A 20577-nucleotide genomic window follows, 5' to 3' on the forward strand; every position below is an offset into this window, starting at 1 on the left:
CAAGTGACTCCTTCGCAGAACGAATGACAGTGGTGATCTGTGCACGAGACTGGGTTCTTGAGGTAGCTGCAAAGATTGGGTGTAAATGACCTTGGAACGCTCCTAGGCTGGAACCCCGTGAAACCAGTTACAGTCTTGGGGTTTGGGTCTGCCATAGTCGACGTCTCGATTCCCGTAGCGGACACCCAGCTTCGTCAGCTCGGGTTGACGAAGGGATCCATGCGTCTAGCTACTCGTGAGGAGCAAGAACGCATCATTGGGAGTCTTCCCGGCGACTGGGACCGACAGGGGGGTGGATCGATCGCCAACTCTCTAGTAGGACTATCGCTACTCGGTGTCGACAGCGCGCTGTACACCGCTATTGGCGGCGACAGCGACGGTAATATTTTCACCCGGGACCTCAGCGAACTTGGAGTCGAGGTTGTCCTCTCTGAGCAGGCATATTCGGCTGGCACTGGCCGCTGTGTGGTGCTTGTGACCGAGGATGGGCAGCGAACTATGCTCACGTACTTGGGCGCCTCACAGGAACTCTCCGCTGAGTTATTCCCTTTTAAGGTCGCGACTGGGACCCCATTTCTCTTTGTGGAGGGTTATCTGTTGGACGTTCCTGGCCTTGGGGATCGTCTTTTTGAGGTGGCCCGCACGGCACGTCGCTATGGGACCAAGGTTGTCTTTAGTCTCTCGGATGCGGGGCTTGTTGAGCGCCATCTAAAGAGTCTTCAGCGTTTGTTGCCGGCTAGCGTTGACTATCTGTTAGCGAATGGTGAGGAGGCGAGCGCCTTCACTCAGCGCAGTGATCTCGATCAGATAGTTGAAGTGCTGTCGAACATGCGCTTTGCTGGAGCTGTGACCCTAGGCGATCGCGGAGCTCTCTATTTTGGGGCGGATCGATATGAGTACCTAGAGGCACCAACTTATGCTCATGCTGTCGATACAACTGGAGCTGGAGATCTATTCGCGGCTGGCTTCATCGCCGGTCTAGTCCATGAGTTGAATCCAGTCGATGCATTGCGGCTTGGTCAAGCCTTGGCCGCTGAAGTTATTGCCCACCCAGGAGCTCGACCCCAGGTGGATCTCGGTGCCTGGCTTGCAGAGCATGAGCCAGACCTAGCGAACACCTAAGAGGGATGCGATCCTTCAGCGAAACGCACACGGAGACTTATCCTGGTGTCTGAAGAATGGAGGCGATACCGTAGGCGATTGCGATCATGGCTGTGGCAAAGGATGCGGCTAAGAGGATCTCAGACAGAGTTAGGAGTCGATCTAAGACGGCGAAGGAGATTGCTGCACTGACGCTCCCGATGGAGTAGCTCGAATAGACCATAGAGAAGGCAGACGCATGAAGACGAGGCTCAAAACGATGAGTGACTGCGTAGGTGCGCAAGCCATTGAGTGGCGCGATGAAGCTGCCAAAGATGAATAGCATGCTCCCAAGTGCCAGCTCGCTGTGATCGCCAAGTCCGCTTGCGACCAGACAGATAGAGAGCCCCAGCAGGGAGAGGGCGATCCTCTTTAGTGGTTCTAGGTTGGCTGAGTGCGTCGCGTGATGAGCATACAGGACTCCTCCGAGGATGGATCCAACGGATAGAAGCGCCATGGCGAGTGCTGCAAAAGCAGCTCTGTGGATGAGCTGAGTGGCGATAGGAACTATCGAAACGACGACCATGCCCTCTGCAATCCCTTCGGCTGCGCTGAGCGCCCAGAGCCAGGAGCGGAGGGTGACCCGCCCGCTGCCCTCTGACTTCGCGTCGCGACTGGAGTCGGGGCCCAACAGGAGTGGGCAGATGAGCGCAAGGATGGCTGGCGTTGCAAGCAGGCCATGGGTGCCAAGTAGCGTGACTTGGATCGCTACAAGGAGCGGCGCTAGGAGGTAGGCGACCTCTAAGGCTACGGCATCCCATGAAAGGTATCTCTGCAGTGAGCCTGGTTGCAGCCGATGCGTGAGTGTGTGACGAAGTTTGCCGCTTCCCAGTGCCGTAAGGGCACCAGAGAGCAACGCTGCCGGGAGGCTCAGCCATAGGAGTACGTGGACGAGACTCGCCATGACGAGCGCGACGTCGACAAGGGCTAGCAAGGCAAGCGTGGATCTAGCCTGAAAATGGGCGCTGTAGTTGTCAAGACGAGTTGCCACGATCCCGACAACCGAGAGCTCGCCGACCGCGAGGGCGCCCACCACGAGCGAGGCAAAGCGGAAGTTGGCTCCTGTGCCGATGACGTACTCGATAGCAAGGGGTATTAAGGCGACGGGGAGCCGAAAGCTAGTGGCTGGAATGAGCCATCTAAAGTAGATAGATCGGTCGCTTGACTCTGCCATCAGGTGCGCCGGAAATCCTCTTCGTTCGAATTGGAGATGGCTGAGTGAATGCGGTTGCATTCCATATGTCCGACAAGTTCCGTGCCGTTGGGCATCCTCATCACCACTCTCTTGTTACCTAGGGCAGTTGATTGTACCTGAGCCGCGCGTGGTGGGCTGTGAATCTGACTTCAACATAGGCGGACTAGACCGCCACTTGAACGTTGTGCGAGCATCGAAGCTCTGACCAGAGACAGATGGGCGATTTTGGCGAACGTGGATGAGCTGCTTTTTTTGTCCGCCTGTGACAGGGTTGGATGCCAGTTCCAGCGGTACTAGTCGCCTGGCTGCGTCTACTATGACATGTTTTCTGATTTGGACTCATCTATCGGGTTCGGTATTTGCCTTTGTTACTCTGTCTTCCTAAGCCAGTATGACCTGGAATTTTGTTGACACTTGTGTTGCCATCTTTGTACCAGCAACCAGATTATCAAGGTGGCTGTGAAGCCATTCTTAGTTCTAGCCCCGCTCTCTAGATTGGAGATCGTTGAGCTTAGAGTAGGCGACGATGCCGGATCGTTTAGTCTTTTCAACCAGGTTGGGCTAGTTTGGTAGGGAGTTCCTGTGGTGCCTATGGGAACGTCGGTAAGTCTACGTCGCGCTTAGGCTGCGACCGGTTCCAGAAGGACGTGGTAAATGTCGCTCGGATTGGAACAGTGTGGGTTAATTGGGGATCTCCATACGGGGGCTGTCGTCTCTGATGAAGGTGCCATCGAATGGCTTTGTGTTCCTCGGTTCGACTCTGATGCCTGCTTTGCGCGCCTGCTTGGTGACGACAGCAATGGCTACTTTCAAGTAGTACCTGATCTACCAATTCTGCGGCGCGAACAGGCCTATGAGAAGGATACGCTTGTCTTGACTACCACCTACCATACCGAGACGGGTTCGGTTCGACTCCTTGACTTTATGCCTATCCGCGAGGAGCATGCTCGGATTGTTCGGATCGTTCAAGGGCTATCTGGTTACGTTGATATGAAGGTGACGCTCTCACTACGTTTTGACTACGGCGTCTCGATCCCGTGGGCTCGACATATAGAACGCGGCCTTTCGTTTGTCCTTGGTCCTAGCGCGGTGCTGCTGGAATCTGATGTCGAAATGCATGGCGAAGACATGATTTCGGTGGGTAGCTTCCGCGTTCGAAAGGGCCAGGATGCAGAGTTTGTCCTCGTCTTCTACGGGTCGACAGAGGCGATCCCAAGAGTAGTCCGTCCACGGGAGGAGCTGACGCGAACGCGTGCGTTTTGGCGAGGTTGGGTGACTGGAGCCAAAGAGGATTATGGTCGCTACGAAGATATCGTACGTCGTTCGATGATTACCTTAAAGGCGCTCACCTACTCTCCCACCGGCGGCATGGTAGCCGCCCTTACGACTGCATTGCCTGAGCAGATCGGAGGCAGTCGGAACTGGGACTATCGTTTCTGTTGGTTGCGAGATGCTACTTTTGCGCTCTACGGCTTCCTGCAGCGCGGTCATCCGGTTGAGGCACGTGCTTGGCGTTCCTGGTTGCTAAGAGCGATAGCCGGCAACGCCGAGCAGTTACAGGTCATGTATGGGGTGGCCGGTGAGCGCAGGCTTCCTGAGCTTGAACTCGATTGGTTGCAGGGGTATCGTAACTCTCGACCGGTCCGCATCGGCAATGCCGCGTCCGGACAGTTTCAGTTGGATATCTATGGTGAAGTCGCCGACGTGCTCCATCAGATGCTTAACCACGGCATCAAACCAGACGAGAATGCTTGGGAGATTCAGCGCTATCTTACCGATCATGTCGTTTCAGTTTGGGAGCAGCCGGATGATGGGATCTGGGAGATCCGTGGTGATCGAAAGCACTTCACTCATTCCAAGATCATGGCGTGGGTGGCGATCGATCGAGGTATCCGAACCCTCGACTTACTTGGTTATGACGGACCTCGTGAGTTGTGGGATCAGGAACGAACCCGTCTGGCTGAAAGGATTTACGATCAAGGTTATAACGAAAAGCTTGGCTCTTTCGTACAGTCTTTTGGTTCAGATCGTCTCGATGCCTCTGTACTTCTCGCTCCGATTATGGGCTTTATTGACCCTAAGGATCCTCGCATGATCTCGACGGTGGAGAGGATTCGCGAGGATCTCTCCTCCGGTGGCTTTATTCTCCGCTATCAGCCCGATGGTGGTGTTGATGGGATCGACGAGCCAGAGGGAGTCTTTCTGCCATGCTCGTTCTGGCTGGTGGAGAATCTCGCCCTCCAAGATAGGGTGGACGAAGCCGAAGAGTTGCTCGACAGACTGATCGGTGTGGCAAACAATCTTGGAATCTACTCCGAGGAGTATGACCCAACCCAGAAGATTATGTTGGGGAATTTTGCGCAGGCGTTCACTCACGTTGGCTTAGTCAATGCGGTGCAACGCGTGGTTCACGCAAAGCATCAAGGTAACTTGGCCGGGTGAGAACATGTGGGAAGTGTTGCCTGGGTTCGACCGCAGTAACGACTTGCCAAGGATTGCCGCATGGAGTGAGGTTCGTTGCCTTGTAGTAGCGCATCGCAACGATAACGTTCATCGCGCTAGCGGTAATGACCCTGTAGGTATAACGCCATAGAGAGAGGGATCACCATGAGAGAGATACCGTTCGTTTTGTTTGGAGCTACGGGCGATTTAGCCAGGAAGATGTTGTTGCCAGCCTTGATGACGCTCTTCCGGGACCACAAGGACTATCACCTTCAGGTGGTTGGCGTCGCTGATACAGATTACAGCATCGATGGTTTTCGAGAGTACGTATCCTCCCTCCTCGTGGATTCAGGGCATTTTGACGAGGCACAAATCGAGGCATTCGTCCGTGAAGTGACCTATGTTCGGGGCGACTACGGCGCAGGCTCGTTGTATGAAGATCTGGCGACGGTGATTGAGGCAGAGGCAGAGCCAATCTTCTATCTTGCGATACCTCCTCGATTCTTTGAGGTGGTGGTGGACCGACTTGAGGCTGCCGGCTTCGCCGAGACTGGAAGGGTGATGGTTGAGAAGCCTTTTGGGCGTGATCTGACGGATGCACGTCAGCTTTCTAGCGTATTGACGAAGGCGTTTCAAGAGTCTCAGATCTACAGGATCGACCACTTCCTTGGTAAGGAGGCTGTTCAAAATCTCCTGGTGTTCCGGTTTGCAAATTCGATACTTGAGCCGTTGTGGAATCGGAACTATGTCTCGAGAATCGAGTTGAATATGCTCGAAGATTTTGGTGTCGAGGGTCGTGGAGCCTTCTACGACAGCGTCGGTGTTCTCCGCGACGTGGTCCAAAACCATCTGCTTCAACTTTTATGTCTCCTTTTGATGGAACCTCCGTTGTCGATGAGTAGCGAGGCGGTTGCTATGGAGCGGGTTAAGGTCCTCGCATCTATGGAGCCGCTGTCACTCGCCGAGTCGGTGCTCGGTCAATATCGTGGCTACATGAACGAACCAGGCGTCACCCCAGGCTCCTCAACTCCCACCTTCGTCGCTGTGCGAGTGCGGGTTAACTCATGGAGATGGGCCGGCGTTCCGGTATTCATTCGAGCCGGCAAGGCTGTTGACGCCACCAGAACTAATGCCATCATCGAGTTTCGATCGCCACCAACCATGATTTTCGACTCCAATGATGTGTACCATCTACCGGAGCCGAATCGACTCATCTTTGAGTTCAAGCCAGATGACCTAATTGACCTGAGAATGCAGGCTAAGGTGCCTGGTCCCAACTTGCGTTCGGCCCCAGTCTCTCTGGAGGTCGGTCGAGCTGGCGGACCAGTCAAGGGTGAGGAGCCTTACGCGCAGTTGATAGATGACGTTACTCGCGACGATCAGTCTAGGTTCGCCTCTGAGGAGTCGGTCGAAGCCGCCTGGCGAGTAGTATCTCCACTACTCGATCAGCCAGCTTCTCTCCTCTATGGCGCAGGTACCGGCGGCCCAAGGGAGGCAGACGGCCTAGTTAGCGAGTTTGGAGGTTGGTGTTAGATGGGCGAGGTTTTGGCGGTTGACCTTGGTGGGACGAATTTTCGGATGGCTCGAGTGTCTAACGAAGGCGAGATACTCAAGCGGGCGGCATTGAGCACCAGGGAGTCGCGGTCAGTTGGCGAAGGACTCGAACAGCTTGTGCAACTGGTTGAGGGTGCCGATGTCCAGACGTTGGTGTTTGGCGCACCGGGTGTTGTCGATCACGCCAAAGGCCAGGTGGTATACGCCCCCAATCTTGATCAAGAGTTCCTAGCCGAACTGAGCGTCTCTGCACTTGAGGGAGTGCTCAACAAGAAGGTCATTCTCGTAAACGATGCGGATATGGCTGCTCTGGGAGAGTCGGAGCTCGGAGCAGGTAAGGGTGGATCGACGGTGCTGTATGTGACTTGCTCCACTGGGATTGGGGCAGGCGTCATACATGAGGGGCAGCTCCTTCGAGGACACTACTCGACCATGGAGGTGGGACATACGCGGCTTGGACTTGAGGCCATGGACGAAGGTGAGTCGCTCGCATCAGGTACGGCACTTGCTCGCATGGCAAAGGAGGCGGGTCTGTTGACCGAGAATCCCGACCTGGTCAAGTTAGCTGCCGCGAATGCCGGCATTGAACGTGAGGTGTTGAGCAGGGTCACAGAGGCATTCGGCATCCTTCTATCGAATCTCTCTTGGTTGCTAGCTCCGGACAAGATAGTTGTAGGCGGAGGTCTGGGCCTTTCGGATCCAATCGTGCTCGAACTGACGCAGCAGGTATTCGATAGGAGCGTGCCCAAGTACCTATACGGCTTGCGACTAGCTCCAGCACAGCTCGGAGACGATGCTGGGCTTCGAGGGGCCGCGTTCGTAGAACATGCGCTCGCTCGAAGAAGTCATCTCGCATAGTTCGGCGATTGTCCAGTAATGATGCCACGTTTGCGTCGTTAGCATCTGGTTGTTGTAGCTACTCTGGCAATCAAGTCTCGTCGGCGGTTGAGTTACGGAGACGGCACTCTGCTTATTTCTAGATAGTCGCCATTGTATTCCTGCTAGCGTGATATGCCGGATACGGCACTAGCTGAGTGAAGAAATCTGCGTCGATTATGGCTCGCCCCTCCTGGCCTTGGAGACAACACAAGCCTCTTATGGCCGTGCCGCTCTCGGTGAGCCTAGAGTCTGGTCGCGACTGTAGCCGATTGGTGATGGGGACATGGCCACCCAGAATCATCTATTCCCTTAGGCCCAGTAACACCATTGTTAAACAGAGCCTAGCTACCCGACGGCGAGGTGTCGCGGCCCGTCTGTGAGCACCTCAATGGCGAGTTCAGGCGAGACGATGTTGATTTGAACGCCGGTTCCCATCTCGAAACCAGCGAGCGTAGAGAGTTTAGGGTAGACGTGTGCATGCCAATGAAAATTGCCGAAGGCACGATATGGGGAGGAGTGGAAGACAAGGTTATATGCCACCGGACCCACTTTTTCGCGTAGAGTTGCCAGCGAGGAAGTAATCGCCTCTCCGACACCAAAAAGTGCCTCTGGGTCGGCAAGATGCATGTACGGTCCATGTTCACGAGGCACGATGAGGAGTTCAAACGGGATCGACGACCAATAGGGGGCGATAACTGCGAGGTGGTCGTCGGTAAAGAGAATACGCGAGTCGATCGACTCCTCAAGTGCAACCGTGGTACAGAGTAGACACCCACCGACAAAGCGAGCGAAACCCGCCTGTTCGTCTGCGAGTTCGCGCGGCACGAACGACATGCCGAGGAGCTGTGCATGGGGATGCGCCATTGAAGCACCTGCGTCGCGACCCTGATTGACGATAGCTTGCGAGTAGCGAATCGACTTTGAGTGGGCATGCGCTTCGATTCGATCGCGCATCGCCGACATGACGACGCGCGACTGTTCGGCATCGAAGTCGCTCCACTTCGCATCGTGGTTAGGTGACAAGATCAGTACCTCGTGGATGCCGGTAGCAGGAGCCTGAGTGAAGACTGGACCATGACTGACGCTGACCATTGGAGCGTCTCCTTGAAATGCGGGGTAGAGGTTGGGAACTACGCGAACCTGCCAGGAGCCGGTTGGACCATAGGTCTCAAGTGCTGGGGGTGTCGCCTCCTCATTGCCTGGACAGAACGGGCACGGCCGCGTTGGATCTTCAGGGGCTATCTCCGACGAGAGGGAGATAGCTGCAGGCCGATAGCGCCGACCCTCCGCGACTACCACCCATCTACCTGTTAGTGGGTCAAGCCTCAACTGATGTGCATCCACAAGCTCTCCTTTTATCACTCAAGCTAGCAGGTCATCTAGCAGGTATCGTGAGTTGTTCAGCTAGGTATAACCCAGAGTTTTCCAACTTGTTCCTTTCCAAGGCTCATGAGTAGCGCGCTAACGTATGCGTTCGCCGCCATCATATGATACGGAGTCGCAGGCTGTTAGCTGCAACTGAGACGCCAGCTGATGATGGAGATACCCCAGTAGCAGAAGGATTTGAGGTTCGAAAAGGATGTAGAGTAGAAACCGGGTGCGGTCGAAGAAGGTTTCTCCTCGACGCTGATGGAAGGTTTTGTGATGTCAGAGTTGTCTCAGCAGATAGATCGACTTGATCAAGAGGACGTACTTGCGGAGTTTTGTGCGCGATTCGTCCCAGACGTGCTCGGGGTTAACTACCTTGATGGGAACTCGCTCGGCCGTCTGAGTCACGACGCTCGAGCAGCGATCGTCTCCACCATCGATGATGAATGGGGGAATGAGCTCATTCGGGGTTGGGAACATTGGACCGAGCTCAGTTCTCAACTAGGAGAGACTCTGGGTTCCCAGCTGCTTGGTGCGGCTCCGGGTCAGGTAGTTGTCTCCGACTCGACCTCGGTCAATTTGTACAAGGCCATCCTCTCTGCGCTTTCCCTTCTGCCAGATCGAAAGGTTTTAGTCGCGGATATCAATGACTTTCCAACTGATCGATTTATCCTTGAGGGCATCGCAGCATCGAATGGTCTTGAACTGCGGCTGATCGCCTCCTCGATGAATGAGCCGGTGGGCCCAGACGAGTTTGCTCCGTATCTTGATGATGATGTTGCAGTTGTAGTGATGTCTCAGGTTAACTATCGTTCTGGTGCTCTGAATGATCTCGCTCGCCTCGCCTACGTCACCCATAGCGTGGGTGCCCTGCTGGTCGCCGATCTCTCACACTCAGTGGGTGCCGTTCCCATTGCCTTAGATGCCGATGATGTTGATTTCGCCGTTGGCTGCACCTATAAGTATGTGAATGGAGGTCCTGGATCACCTGCCTTTCTGTATGCACGTGAACGCCTACAGTCTGAACTCACCCAGCCGATCTGGGGGTGGTTCTCGGCGGCGGATCAGTTCCAGATGGGACTGCGCTACGAGCCTGTGCCCGGGATCGGACGCTTTCTTGTTGGTACTCCACCAGTGCTTCAACTAGCTGCTCTAAAAGGGGCACTTGGGGTGGTATGTGATGCCGGCATCGAACGCATTAGGCAAAAATCTGTGATCCAAACGGAGCTTGCGATCGAGCTCTTTGATGCTCATTTGGCCCCGCAGGGCTTCCGACTTGCATCACCGCGTGACCCGGCTAAGAGAGGTGGGCACGTGACTTTTGAGCATTCAGAGGCCCTCTCTTTCTCCAGCTCTCTGTTTAGTGACCATCGTGTACTGGTCGATTACCGTGTTCCAAACCGCATCCGATTTGCTCCGTCGCCCCTGTATACGAGCTTTGCTCAGGTTTATGAGGGGGTTATGGCGCTTTCGAAGCTGGCTGCTAGATGAGTGGACGCTGAACTAGGGGCGTATCGAATAGCTTTGACTCCGTAGACTCATCGATCGTGGAGGTCTATCTCGATCACGCTGCGACTTCTCCGATGTCCGAGGAGGCTTTGGCGACCTATGTCGAAGCGGTCCGAGCTGCGCCCGCAAATCCTGCATCAGGACATGCTGCTGGGGCTATAGCCAAGCATCAGCTTGAGTTGGCACGTAGCAAAGCTGCCCAGCTCTTTGGGATGAGTGAGGATGAGGTGCTCTTTACCTCTGGTGCAACCGAGTCGATGAACTGGGCAATAAGCGCAGTAGCTGCTCGACCTGGGGTTGTGTTTGCGACTCCGATCGAACACAGCTGTGCGATGGAGCCACTCAAGCGGCTGGGTGATCGTGTAGTCTGGCTGCCAATGACCCCGTCCGGAAAGGTTGATTTCTCGGCCGCAATAACTTCGTTGAAGGCGTGTTCACGCAACATCAATGCCTTGATTGTGATGGGGGCGAACAACGAGACAGGAGTCATCCAGCCGGTACGCGAGCTCGCCTCGTTGGTGAAGCGCCTCAATCCCTTGGCCCTGGTGGTGTCGGATCTGGTTGCAATGGCCTCCTGGGGCGGAGTTGCCGATGCGATGGAATGGGTTGATTTCGGGGTACTTAGTCCCCATAAGGTGGGTGGTCCGGTCGGTGTTGGTGTGGTTCTTCGGCGACGGGGAGCCGAGATTACCCCTTTCGTGATTGGAGGTGCGCAGGAGTACGATATGCGTGCCGGAACGGTATCTGTGCCCTTAGTAGTCGCCGGCGTCGAGGCGCTCTCGGCCGCTGTCCAACATAGTGAAGATCACAGACTGATCTGTAGATCACTTCAAGATCGCCTTGAGCGAGGACTCGCCGATCTGGATGGGAATGTTGTAGTCGTTGGCACTGAGGAGTCACGAGTTGGCATCACCAGTGCGGTGTTTACTGGCTTACGCGCTGAGGATATTCTGTTCTTGCTCGATGAACAGGGTGTTCGCGCCTCAGCTGGGGCAGCATGCGCCTCGGGGGCGATGCAGCCCTCCCATGTCCTGCTTGCCCTTGGTTATCCGCGAGAGGATGCGCTTGCCCAGGTGCGTTTCTCCTATGCCTCCTCATTGAGCGAGTCTGAGATCGATTATGCCATCGACGCCGTAGACAAGGTGGTTACGAAGTTGCGACCGAGATGACGCCAAAGGAGCCAAGACGATGGGCTCCCGAACGATGAGGACCTGACGATGAAGGTAGGTATAAATAATCCGATCTATGTTCTTCTTCTCATCATGCATGTAGGAGCAGGGCTGATTGGTTATGGTGCCAACGCTATGGCTGGATGGACAGCCCGCGATGTTGCAAGCCAAGGACCCACTGATTCAGTGCGGCGTTTCTTTGATGGCAAGGTCTCGTTGGCCCAGTGGTGTGTTGTGTTGGTTCCCGTTTTTGGCATTAGCTTGCTGCTGATACGCGATGCTTCTGATATCTCTAAGCTCTGGTTCTGGGCGGCGGTGACGATCTGGGTTATCACACTCGGGCTTCTGACCGGCAAAGGCTGGCCAGCTCAGCGCAGGTTGGGCAGTCTGTTGGATGCGGTTGAACGTAGTGACATTGAGATCCGTGGGAGCGGCGTTGCCGTTTTGCGAACTCAACAAATCGTGGTGACACTGTACCTGATAGCATTTTTCCTCATGCTCTTCAAGCCATAATTGGGGGATTTCAAGGCTGAGGCAGATGCCGAGGTCGGACCCCCGACTGTTCTATACACTGTTAGCGGAACGCAGTCGACCATGATTGTTAGCTGGTGTTACTGGAGCACGATCAATTACGGACCCCATGATGGTGGCCAAATGTATTCGTGACACACCAAAACAACCAAGAAGGTATTTAGCCTGCAAGGTAGTCTGGATAGCTTTGGGCGTGGACGTGGTAAAGCGAACTACAGGAGCTCGATCAGCCCCGGCCGCAGTTTGGCTTCTTGCCGTGGTTCGCCTTCTTTTTGGCCCGAAGTTTTCGCTTGACTGTTCGCTTTGACATAGGTGCAACAGGTTAGTCGGTGAAGGGCACCCTTCGAACCAGCGTTTCGCCGCGGTAGGCTCTCTGGTATGGAAAGACTCGGCCTGGTTGGGCTCGCAAATGCTGGCAAATCGACTCTCTATAATGCATTAACAGGATCAGAGACGTTGGTTGCACCGCACCCTTTCTCGACAACCGAGAGTGTGGTGGGGGAGGCGGTCGTGCCGGACGAACGCCTGCGCAAGCTTGCGGTGCTCCATGAGTCGAAGAAACTGGTTTACGCCCATATTCAGGTCGCCGATATTGCTGGTCTTGTCTCTGGGAGTTCGACGGGTGCTGGATTGGGGAACCGCTTTCTTGGGCAGATTCGTGAGGTTGATGGCATCGTCTATGTGTTGCGCGCCTTTACTGACGATCAGGTGCCAGGGGAGAGTGATCCGCTTTCGAGTCTGGAGACGCTCGAACTTGAGCTGACTCTCGCCGATCTTGGAAGTATCGAAGGCACTCTGGACAGACGGAAACGCGCAGCCAGGGCTGACAAGTCTTTGGGCGGTGAGATCGAGGCGCTTGAAGCTGCGCGTGCTGTGCTTGAAGACGGTACACCGATCTATCGAGCGAACCTTGGTGCCGATGTGCTCGCTACTCTCCACAACTCGTTTCTTCTCACCAACAAGCGGGTACTGGCGGTCATCAATACTGACGAGGACAACCCTCAAGGGGATCCAACTCTAGAGGCAAAGGTGTCGGCCCAATTAGGGGGCGATCCGGTGGTATTATCGGCGAGCCTGAAGCTCGAGTCTGAGCTTGTCCGTCTCAACCAGGAGGAACGCGAGGAGATGTTTGAGGCCCTCGGTATTGAGCGACCTGCACTAGAACGTATCGCAGAAGCAGCCTTTCGTGCGCTAGATCGCCGGACCTTCTTTACAACCGGTGACAAGGAGTCCCATGCGTGGACCTTCCGTTCAGGCTCGAATGCTGTCGTTTGTGCTGGAGTCATTCATTCGGATCTCGCACGAGGCTTCATTCGTGCCGAGGTGATCTTCTGGGAGGATCTTCTGGAGATAGGTTCATGGTCTAAAGCAAAGGCTGCCGGGAAACTAAGACTCGAGGGGAAAGATTATCTGGTCGCCGACGGCGACGTACTCGAGATTCGCTTCAACGTCTAACTACGATGGCATGGTTGCTTGATTCTCGTGGTCAGGTGCTCGCGTCGCTCATGCTAGCACGGTCGATTGGCTGGTCAATGAGGGCTGTATTCGACATGGCGATCGATGTCGGTTCAGGGATTGTCCTGTGGCCAGGAGTGGGGCGGGCGACGAAAGGTGTGGCGATTTTTCTCGATAGTGACCTGGTGGTCCGCCGTGTTAGAGAACTGCGAGCACTTCATCCATGGCTGATGTTCTCGTCTCAAAGGGTGATAGTGTTGCCTCGGCATATAGTTGCCGTCGAGAGTCCAGCGGTGGGAGATCGACTCGTGATTCGGTTATGACCAACACCCTATTTGTGGTCGGCACTCCGATCGGTAACCTCGGTGATCTAGCTCCACGTGCAAAGGAATGCCTGGGTGCTGTCGACATGATTGTCGCCGAGGACACTCGGGTGATTGGACGTCTCTGTCATCTGGTCGGTATTACTCCTCGAGCGTTACGTGGTTACCAGGGCAGGCACCGTATCACCGAACCCGAGTTGCTATCTGCACTCGAGATCGGTGATGTTGCGCTTGTCTCTGATGCAGGCATGCCTGGTGTCTCTGATCCAGGGGCGGTCTTCATTGCTCTTGCTCTCGAACACGGGATGCAGGTTCGCGTGATTCCGGGGCCGTCTGTGCTGGCAGCTGCCATGGCACTATGGCCTAAGGTTATCTCTACCGCATGCTTCTTTGGATTCCTTCCTCGGCGTGGAGCAGAGAGGTCTCAGATGGTAGCGCAGGTGATGAGCTCGCCCTCGGTAGGGGTGATTTTGGAATCACCCAAACGTCTATATGAGACCTGCGCTGAGTTGGCAACAATCGATGGTTCGCGCCAGGTTCTCCTCCTCGGAGAGCTGACCAAACTCCATGAGTCGATGCATTGGCTAACTCTGTCCGCTGCTGTCACATGGTTGCGCGGGACTGAACCAAGAGGGGAGTGGGCGATCGTGATCGACGGGGCCCGAGCTGTGGTGCCGACAGAGGCAGAGAGTGATCGACTCCTGCTGGCGTTAGCTCGCTCTACGCTTGGAACTAAGGAGGCGGCAGCGATTTATGCCGAGGTGGTGGAGGTGTCTGCCCGAGATGCCTATCAACAGATGCTCTCGAGTCGATCTGAGCGGACATAGCCGGGGTAAACTAGCCTTCAGCAGCAACGATGGATTGGAACTACCGCAATGAGTCGCTTCTACATGACGACACCAATTTTCTATGTGAATGGAGATCCGCACCTCGGAACAGCCTACGCCGCGATCAACGCCGACGCTTTTGCGCGATGGCATCGACTTCTCGGCGATGAGGTACTCTTCCTAACTGGAACCGATGAACATGGCTTAAAGATACAACAATCGGCTGATGAGCACGGAGTCTCTCCGCAGGCCTGGGTCGATCATACGGCTTCGCGCTTTTTAGGAGCGTGGAGGGAACTCGATATCTCCTTTGACGATTTCATCCGGACGACGCAGGAACGCCACCATCGCACGGTTCAGCAGTTCCTGACCGCGATATATGAGAATGGGTTCATTGAAAAGGGATTCTACGTAGGACTATACTGCGTTGCTTGTGAGGCTTATTACGAAGAAAGTGAGCTTCTAGAGGGCAGTAGATGCCCAGTCCACGAGCGGCCAGTGACTGAGATGAGCGAAGAGAATTATTTTTTCAAGCTCTCTGCTTTCACTGATCGATTGATTGAACTGTACGAGTCGGGTGCGATTCGAGTTACTCCTGAGTTTCGGGCAAATGAGGTGCTTGGATTCCTTCGTCAAGGACTAAAAGATATCTCTATTACTCGAACCTCAATAACTTGGGGAGTTAAGGTTCCTTGGGATGATAATCACGTGTTTTATGTCTGGTATGATGCGTTGATCAATTACCTTACTGCTATCGAGTATGGCGAGGATACTGGACGTTTTGCACAATGGTGGCCTGCGGTACACCACCTGCTGGGTAAGGATATAATTCGCTTTCATGCCGTTTGGTGGCCAGCCATGTGCCTCGCCGCCGGTATAGATCCGCCCTCACAGTTGCTAGTTACTGGTTGGCTGCTAGTGGATGGTGCTAAGATGTCAAAGTCAAGCTCCAATCAGATTGATCCGCTTTCAGTGGTCCGTGAAATGTCTTCAGACACGCTGCGGTATTATTTGCTATCTTCCACAAGTTTTGGTGCAGATGGTGACGTATCCCTCGAGCGTTTGCGCGCGAGCTATAACGCTGATCTGGCAAACGACTTGGGTAATCTAGTGTCGAGAACGGTAGCTCTGATTGTTCAGAAGTTCGGAGGCAAGGCTCCATTGGTTCCATCATTAGATGAAAGAAATGTAACTTTGATGGAGTTCGTTTCTAATGGAATCACGGCATGGAATGAGTTCCATCCGAATGTCGCTATAGGGGCGGCTATGGAGATGGTGCGTTCTTCGAACTCGCTGCTCGAACACTATGAACCCTGGAGGCGTCCTGTGGATGATCCTGAGAGCGCTTGGTGCCTTGGCACGATCAGAGAGGCGCTGCGACTCGCAGCGCTGTTGTTGAGCCCTGCTATCCCGCAAGCAGCGCATGGAGTTATCGAGCGCTTGGGTTTGTCCGATCTGGGTCCGCTTGAGTGGCGTCCAGGAGGCGAAATTAGCGAGCTCAGCCGTGCTGAACCGTTGTTTCCTCGTCTGCAGAAGGAAAAGTAGTGATGTGGATTGATTCACATGCTCATCCAACCAGTGACGGAATCGACTCAGAGCTTGAATCCATGCAAGCCCAAGGTGTTGGTGGTTTTATAGCCGTCGGGACTTCGGTAGCATCATCCCGGGCCATGGTTGAACTTGTTGCTGATTTGCGCCAACGTCATCCTCAACTTGTGGTTGGCGCTTCGGTGGGGATTCATCCTCATGATGCGGATTCTGCCACCGAGGATGATCTTGGCATACTTGCCTCGCTCGTCGAGGCCAACCCGGAGGACGTCGCTGGCATCGGAGAATGCGGTCTCGATCTGTTCTATGAATATTCAAACCCACGGAGCCAGGAGGCTGCGTTTCGTTCGCAGATCGCTTTAGCAAAACGCTACGATCGAACGCTTGTGATCCACACGCGCGACGCCTGGGAGGATACGTTTCGGATCTTTGACGATGAGGGAGTTCCGAATCGTCTAATTATGCACTGTTTTGTTGGTGGACCTGAGGAGGCGAGACGTTCGCTCGATTACGGCGCCTATCTCTCCTTTTCGGGTATTGCAACCTTCAAGAACGCTGAAGATGTTCGTCAGTCGTTTTTGATGGCTCCAGATGATCGCATTTTGGTGGAGACGGACGCACCTTATCTGGCGCCTGTACCGCTTCGAGGTCGACCCAATGTCATTGGAAACGTAGCGATCACTGCCTCGTTCCTGGCCCAGCTTCGAGGAGTCGAAGAGCGTGATTTTGCTACGATGACGTGGCAGAATACAATAGATGCATTTAAATTATCATAGAGAAACTTATAAAATCTGCCGAGAAGTGACGGGCGAGTAGCTTAGCCAGGCTAGGTTGACCAAGGCCTTTGTGCCACTTGCAGATTCGCTTTGCCGAATTTGCCGTTCTATTGTCGAGTGGAAGGACTTCGCTCTGATACTTCGCAAGAGGTTGGTATGCATGGGTAGGGCGGTGCCAATAGCGATTGGCGTCGCTTCTGTTCTTGCCTCCAGTTGGGCGGCCACGACGCAGCTAGGGAGTATATCTCTAGCCAACTACAGTGCCGCTGGGCTTCCGCAATCCGTTAGCAACACCGGAGTGCTCCCAGTTACTTATTCATCGACATCTCAGGTCACGCTCTTGAGTGAAAATGGCTTGGCAGTGCTACAGAATCTAGGACCGATGGCTCACGCCACCGAGGGCGTAACCCAGTTGGTCGCGCCACCTACTCCATCGCCTGGTCCACTGCCGATCCCATTAGCGCCACCAAAGCCACCACCACCACCACCACCTCCTCCTCCTCCTCCTCCACCACCACCGGAGTATTCACAGTCGGGGGTTGTGTCGTGGTATGGTTCGCCAGCGGGCACCTGCGCCTCCCCGAGCCTTCCATTTGGAACGGTGGTGACGGTAACCAATGCTTACAGTGGGGCATCGACCAATTGTGTCGTCAATGATCGCGGCCCATACGTTGGTGGTCGAATCCTCGATCTGTCGCCGGCTTCGTTCGCAAACATCGCTCCTCTAGGCCAGGGGCTGACGCAAGCGGTACTACACTGGCAATAATTGGCGACTGGTGTCTCGAAATCTGAATTACAGCGCAGATTGTTCTCAAAAGGCTTCGAGCCGTCGCGTGCGCTCGGTCAAAACTTCCTTGTTGATGCGAATATTGCGCGCAAGATAGCGAGTGAGGCGGCCGCTGGGCAGCTTCCTAGGGCGATCGAGATCGGACCGGGAGCAGGGTCTCTCACTATTTTTCTAGCCGAGTTTTTCGAGCAGGTACTAGCAATTGAGGCTGATCGTGCGCTCGTTGCTGAGTTGCAATCGTTGTTGATGGATCGGCAGATTGTAAATGTCGACGTCGTCAACGGCGATGCGCTACAGTTTGATTTCGTTCACGCTGACCTTGCTCTTTTGCCCACAGTTCTTGTCGGAAACTTGCCCTACAACATAGCTTCGCAAATCATTCTTCGAGTACTCGAACACGCTTGGTATGTCGAATCTATGGTAGTCATGGTTCAGGCGGAGATGGCAGACCGACTGTTGGCCCCGGCGGGTAGTCGGAACTCCTCGGCGTTCGGGGTTCATGTAGCGTTGATGGCTAGAACTCGGTCAGTGTTGACTGTTCCTTCTTCGGTCTTTATCCCGTCGCCGAAAGTGGCCTCTAAGGTGATACGTTTGGATCGTATAAGAGACCCCATCTCTGTCGTCGATCCTTGCCTGTACGCCACCCTGATTTGGGTGATTAAGACTACGTTCGGACATCGTCGTCAGATGTTGCGCCGGGTGCTAAGTTCTGAACAGAGTTCTGTGGTGGCGTCGCTTGGCATCGAGGTGACAAGACGACCCGAATCGCTGCTCATGGAGGAGTGGATCGCCATCGCCCAGGGCCTTGAGGAGGCTGGTATTGGTGCACCACGTTGAGGCCCCAGCCAAACTGACGATCCGCTTCGAGGTGCGTTCGCGGCGTAGCGACGGTTATCACCTCATCGAGGCCGAGATGGTTGCCTTATCCTTTGCAGATCTCCTCAAGGTTGATACCGCTGTCTCTGTTGGTGGCGTGACGATGGTAGCAGATCCTCTTCTCGGCGACGCTGACCGTTATCGTGTTGTTGTCGACGCCTCCAACTCGGTGGTCAGAGCTCTCGATTTTCTAGGTGCGACTGCTCAAGTGGAGGTCAAGAAGCGGATTCCACAGAGCGCCGGTTTAGGAGGTGGATCGAGTGATGCTGCTGCGGTGCTGCGCGCGCTTGGCTACCAGGGCGATCCATCGGCTACCGCCATCTTGGGAGCGGATGTGCCTCCATCGTTGGTTGGTGGACATGTGCACGTCAGCGGAATTGGTGATGAGGTTGAGCTCCTTCCTGACCTACGACGCGATTACGTCCTCTTCCTGCCCGAGTTCTCGATCTCTACCATAGCCGTCTATCGTGCCTTTGATCGGGTGGGGAGCGATGGGGGAGGTAATGATCTTTTCCTTGCGGCATGTGAGGTTGAACCTAAGTTGCGATTGCTCGCCGACGAGTTGGAGGCGCGGTTCCATAAGCCGATAATGCTAGCTGGTTCTGGTTCTACTCTTTTTGCCGAGGCTACCCTTGCCGAACTTGGTCTGGTATCACAAAGGACTAGTCCAGAACTAGAACTGGCGATGTTGAGTACATTGGTTGGGTCAGTAGTCGTTGTCGGGTGTCACACGCTAGCGAGGCCAGAGTTGAACGAACACGGATAGTTATGAAAAAAGATCACCCCCAGGCGATAAGCCTGGGGGTGATGATCAAACCGTGAATCAGTTAACGACCAGCGCGTCGCTGCCAGCGCGTCTTCTTCAACATCTTCTTATGCTTCTTTTTGCGCATGCGCTTGCGGCGCTTCTTAATCAGTGATCCCATGATTGAGAGATGCTAGTCGCTGCGGTGCCTGCATCTGTCTCCTTGCTCGCATTGGTCGGCAACGAATCGGGCGTATGGTAGGGTAACAGGTTGCAGTGGCGGGTAGTTCAATCGGCAGAACGCCTGACTTTGGATCAGGAGGTTCCAGGTTCGAGCCCTGGCCCGCCAGCCACATTGGCCCAGGTCAGAGGCCATATTGCTCCAATGACTCCCAGAGCTGATTTATAAAAATGTCACAAATTAGAGTGTGACGCTCTCCAAGAGACCACAAGGGGATTCATTCCCAACTCAAATAGAAGATCAGAAAACTAGGAAAGAGAAGACCCGTCGACAATTTGAGACGAATTCAAAGAAGACGCAGTCAGACTTTTCGAGAGTGGTAACTCCTCGCTAAGGCAGGTAGCCGAGGATCTTGGCATCTCGAAGGCGACGCTGTCGAACTGGGTTGACAAAGCCCGCAAGGAGAGGCGGGATGTGGGGGTAACTCCAGATCTTGCTGCAGAGAACCGTAGGCTTCGCAAGGAGAACGAACAACTCGCAATGGTGTAAGGAGATCTTAAAACGATTTGCGCCCCTTCCTAGTGTCCCTAGTCTGAAGTTTGCTCAGAAACACTAGGACCCAGATATTTCTGCATAGAAGCGAAGATTTCGTCGGCGCTCTTGGTCCAGATGAAGGGCTTGGGGTTCTTGTTCCAGGCCTCGGCCCACTCGGTAATTCCTTCATTGAGTTCGGTTACACTGTGATGAACACTGCGCTGTAGGTACTTGGTGGTGAGGGCTGAGAACCATCTTTCTACCTGGTTCATCCAGGACGAGTACGTCGGCGTGAAGTGGAACTGAAATCTCGGGTGGGCGAGGAGCCACATGCGGACCGATTCGGTCTTATGGGCTGCGTAGTTGTCAAGGACGACATGAACGCCCAGCTCCTTGGGTACGTTCTTGTCGATGATCTCTAGGAATTCGATGAACTCTATGGCCCTATGGGCAACGGTCATCTTGGTGATGACCTTGCCAGAGGCTACGTTGAGGGCGGCATAGAGATTACTGATACCGTTGCGCTTGTACTCAGTCGTTTGACGCAGGGGAACCCCTGGCACCATCGGACGTATGGGTTGGGTGCGATCAAGGGCCTGTACTTGGGTCTTCTCATCAACACAGAGGACGATGGCCGCCTCTGGAGGGTTCAAGTAGATCCCAGCAACGTCTCTGACCTTTTCGGTGAACTCTGGATCATTCGACACCGTGAAGCTCTCAACCATGTGAGGCTTTAGG

Annotated in this window: 21 protein-coding genes, 1 tRNA gene and 1 pseudogene; 17 read left to right on the top strand and 6 right to left on the bottom strand. The window is 54.6% G+C overall.

Annotated features, from left to right (window positions below; translation table 11 throughout):
- Positions 1-117 precede the first annotated feature (117 nt).
- Positions 118-1122 (top strand): adenosine kinase, encoded by a 1005-nt coding sequence (locus FEAC_RS02670; RefSeq protein WP_052565353.1) that lies wholly within the window; start codon positions 118-120, stop codon positions 1120-1122.
- A 37-nt stretch (positions 1123-1159) separates the two neighbouring features.
- Here FEAC_RS02670 and FEAC_RS02675 read toward each other — a convergent pair whose 3' ends face one another.
- Positions 1160-2314 carry an MFS transporter gene (locus FEAC_RS02675; protein WP_152623039.1) on the bottom strand — a complete coding sequence of 385 codons (1155 nt, stop codon included), beginning with the start codon at positions 2312-2314 and terminating at the stop codon, positions 1160-1162.
- A 675-nt stretch (positions 2315-2989) separates the two neighbouring features.
- Here FEAC_RS02675 and FEAC_RS02680 point away from each other — a divergent pair.
- The 3 genes from FEAC_RS02680 (at position 2990) to FEAC_RS02690 (ending at position 7189) form a co-directional block, all read left to right on the top strand.
- Positions 2990-4777, top strand: a complete 1788-nt coding sequence (locus FEAC_RS02680) for a glycoside hydrolase family 15 protein (RefSeq protein WP_035389496.1) — start codon at positions 2990-2992, stop codon at positions 4775-4777.
- A 165-nt stretch (positions 4778-4942) separates the two neighbouring features.
- Positions 4943-6310, top strand: a complete 1368-nt coding sequence (gene zwf / locus FEAC_RS02685; RefSeq protein WP_035389494.1) for a glucose-6-phosphate dehydrogenase — start codon at positions 4943-4945, stop codon at positions 6308-6310.
- The gene (locus FEAC_RS02690) at positions 6311-7189 is read left to right on the top strand and encodes an ROK family protein (protein WP_035389486.1); all 879 of its coding nucleotides are present in this window, start codon (positions 6311-6313) and stop codon (positions 7187-7189) included. It begins immediately after the preceding gene.
- Between the two features lie 366 nt (positions 7190-7555).
- Here the strand turns inward: FEAC_RS02690 and galT are convergent, their stop codons facing one another.
- Complete coding sequence (gene galT / locus FEAC_RS02695; protein ID WP_035389485.1) at positions 7556-8554, bottom strand: galactose-1-phosphate uridylyltransferase; 999 nt, start codon at positions 8552-8554, stop codon at positions 7556-7558.
- Between the two features lie 300 nt (positions 8555-8854).
- On the opposite strand from galT, the gene kynU reads away from it, so the two are divergent.
- From kynU to FEAC_RS02710, 3 genes are read left to right on the top strand one after another with little or no spacing between them, the layout of a single operon-like run.
- Positions 8855-10069, top strand: a complete 1215-nt coding sequence (gene kynU, locus FEAC_RS02700) for a kynureninase (RefSeq protein WP_035389545.1) — start codon at positions 8855-8857, stop codon at positions 10067-10069.
- 56 nt (positions 10070-10125) lie between these two features.
- Positions 10126-11256 (top strand): cysteine desulfurase family protein, encoded by a 1131-nt coding sequence (locus tag FEAC_RS02705; protein ID WP_035389483.1) that lies wholly within the window; start codon positions 10126-10128, stop codon positions 11254-11256.
- Between the two features lie 48 nt (positions 11257-11304).
- Positions 11305-11769: a hypothetical protein gene (locus FEAC_RS02710; protein WP_035389481.1), complete on the top strand. Its 465-nt coding sequence runs from the start codon at positions 11305-11307 to the stop codon at positions 11767-11769.
- Between the two features lie 244 nt (positions 11770-12013).
- On the opposite strand, the gene FEAC_RS16270 is transcribed toward FEAC_RS02710, so the two are convergent.
- Positions 12014-12097, bottom strand: coding sequence for a 50S ribosomal protein bL37 (locus FEAC_RS16270; protein ID WP_371524890.1), 84 nt, complete (start codon positions 12095-12097; stop codon positions 12014-12016).
- A gap of 68 nt (positions 12098-12165) precedes the next feature.
- Here FEAC_RS16270 and ychF point away from each other — a divergent pair, with 68 nt between their 5' ends.
- The 5 genes from ychF to FEAC_RS02735 are packed head-to-tail and all read left to right on the top strand — an operon-like array spanning position 12166 to position 16716.
- Complete coding sequence (gene ychF / locus FEAC_RS02715) at positions 12166-13242, top strand: redox-regulated ATPase YchF (RefSeq protein ID WP_035389479.1); 1077 nt, start codon at positions 12166-12168, stop codon at positions 13240-13242.
- Positions 13243-13256: 14 nt separating this feature from the next.
- The gene (locus FEAC_RS15455; protein WP_160290315.1) at positions 13257-13565 is read left to right on the top strand and encodes a hypothetical protein; all 309 of its coding nucleotides are present in this window, start codon (positions 13257-13259) and stop codon (positions 13563-13565) included.
- Positions 13562-14392 carry a 16S rRNA (cytidine(1402)-2'-O)-methyltransferase gene (gene rsmI / locus FEAC_RS02725; RefSeq protein ID WP_052565355.1) on the top strand — a complete coding sequence of 277 codons (831 nt, stop codon included), beginning with the start codon at positions 13562-13564 and terminating at the stop codon, positions 14390-14392. Before FEAC_RS15455 ends, rsmI begins: the two co-directional genes overlap by 4 nt.
- Before the next feature lie 48 nt (positions 14393-14440).
- Positions 14441-15937, top strand: coding sequence for a methionine--tRNA ligase (metG, locus tag FEAC_RS02730; protein WP_052565356.1), 1497 nt, complete (start codon positions 14441-14443; stop codon positions 15935-15937).
- Positions 15938-15939: 2 nt separating this feature from the next.
- Positions 15940-16716: a TatD family hydrolase gene (locus FEAC_RS02735; RefSeq protein WP_035389473.1), complete on the top strand. Its 777-nt coding sequence runs from the start codon at positions 15940-15942 to the stop codon at positions 16714-16716.
- A gap of 387 nt (positions 16717-17103) precedes the next feature.
- Here the strand turns inward: FEAC_RS02735 and FEAC_RS15885 are convergent, their stop codons facing one another.
- Positions 17104-17286: a hypothetical protein gene (locus FEAC_RS15885; RefSeq protein ID WP_160290316.1), complete on the bottom strand. Its 183-nt coding sequence runs from the start codon at positions 17284-17286 to the stop codon at positions 17104-17106.
- 34 nt (positions 17287-17320) lie between these two features.
- On the opposite strand from FEAC_RS15885, the gene FEAC_RS16275 reads away from it, so the two are divergent.
- Genes FEAC_RS16275 through FEAC_RS02750 form a run of 3 tightly spaced genes read left to right on the top strand, consistent with a single transcriptional unit; the run spans position 17321 to position 19145 of the window.
- Positions 17321-17482 carry a septal ring lytic transglycosylase RlpA family protein gene (locus FEAC_RS16275; RefSeq protein ID WP_160290317.1) on the top strand — a complete coding sequence of 54 codons (162 nt, stop codon included), beginning with the start codon at positions 17321-17323 and terminating at the stop codon, positions 17480-17482.
- Positions 17483-18340, top strand: a complete 858-nt coding sequence (gene rsmA / locus FEAC_RS02745; protein ID WP_052565360.1) for a 16S rRNA (adenine(1518)-N(6)/adenine(1519)-N(6))-dimethyltransferase RsmA — start codon at positions 17483-17485, stop codon at positions 18338-18340.
- A complete protein-coding gene (locus tag FEAC_RS02750) occupies positions 18327-19145 on the top strand; it encodes a 4-(cytidine 5'-diphospho)-2-C-methyl-D-erythritol kinase (RefSeq protein WP_052565362.1) in 819 nt (272 codons plus the stop codon). Before rsmA ends, FEAC_RS02750 begins: the two co-directional genes overlap by 14 nt.
- A 61-nt stretch (positions 19146-19206) precedes the next feature.
- Here FEAC_RS02750 and FEAC_RS14485 read toward each other — a convergent pair whose 3' ends face one another.
- Positions 19207-19305, bottom strand: a complete 99-nt coding sequence (locus FEAC_RS14485; RefSeq protein WP_081901091.1) for a 30S ribosomal protein bS22 — start codon at positions 19303-19305, stop codon at positions 19207-19209.
- Positions 19306-19401: 96 nt separating this feature from the next.
- Here FEAC_RS14485 and FEAC_RS02755 point away from each other — a divergent pair.
- Positions 19402-19477, top strand: a tRNA-Gln gene (locus tag FEAC_RS02755).
- A gap of 179 nt (positions 19478-19656) precedes the next feature.
- Positions 19657-19854 (top strand): annotated as a pseudogene (locus tag FEAC_RS16280) (transposase); the annotation flags it as partial.
- A 38-nt stretch (positions 19855-19892) separates the two neighbouring features.
- Here the strand turns inward: FEAC_RS16280 and FEAC_RS02760 are convergent.
- The coding region (locus FEAC_RS02760) for an IS630 family transposase (RefSeq protein WP_152623041.1) at positions 19893-20577 on the bottom strand (685 nt) is incomplete at its 5' end.

This window comes from Ferrimicrobium acidiphilum DSM 19497 (genome assembly GCF_000949255.1).
GTDB classification, from domain to species: Bacteria; Actinomycetota; Acidimicrobiia; order Acidimicrobiales; family Acidimicrobiaceae; genus Ferrimicrobium; species Ferrimicrobium acidiphilum.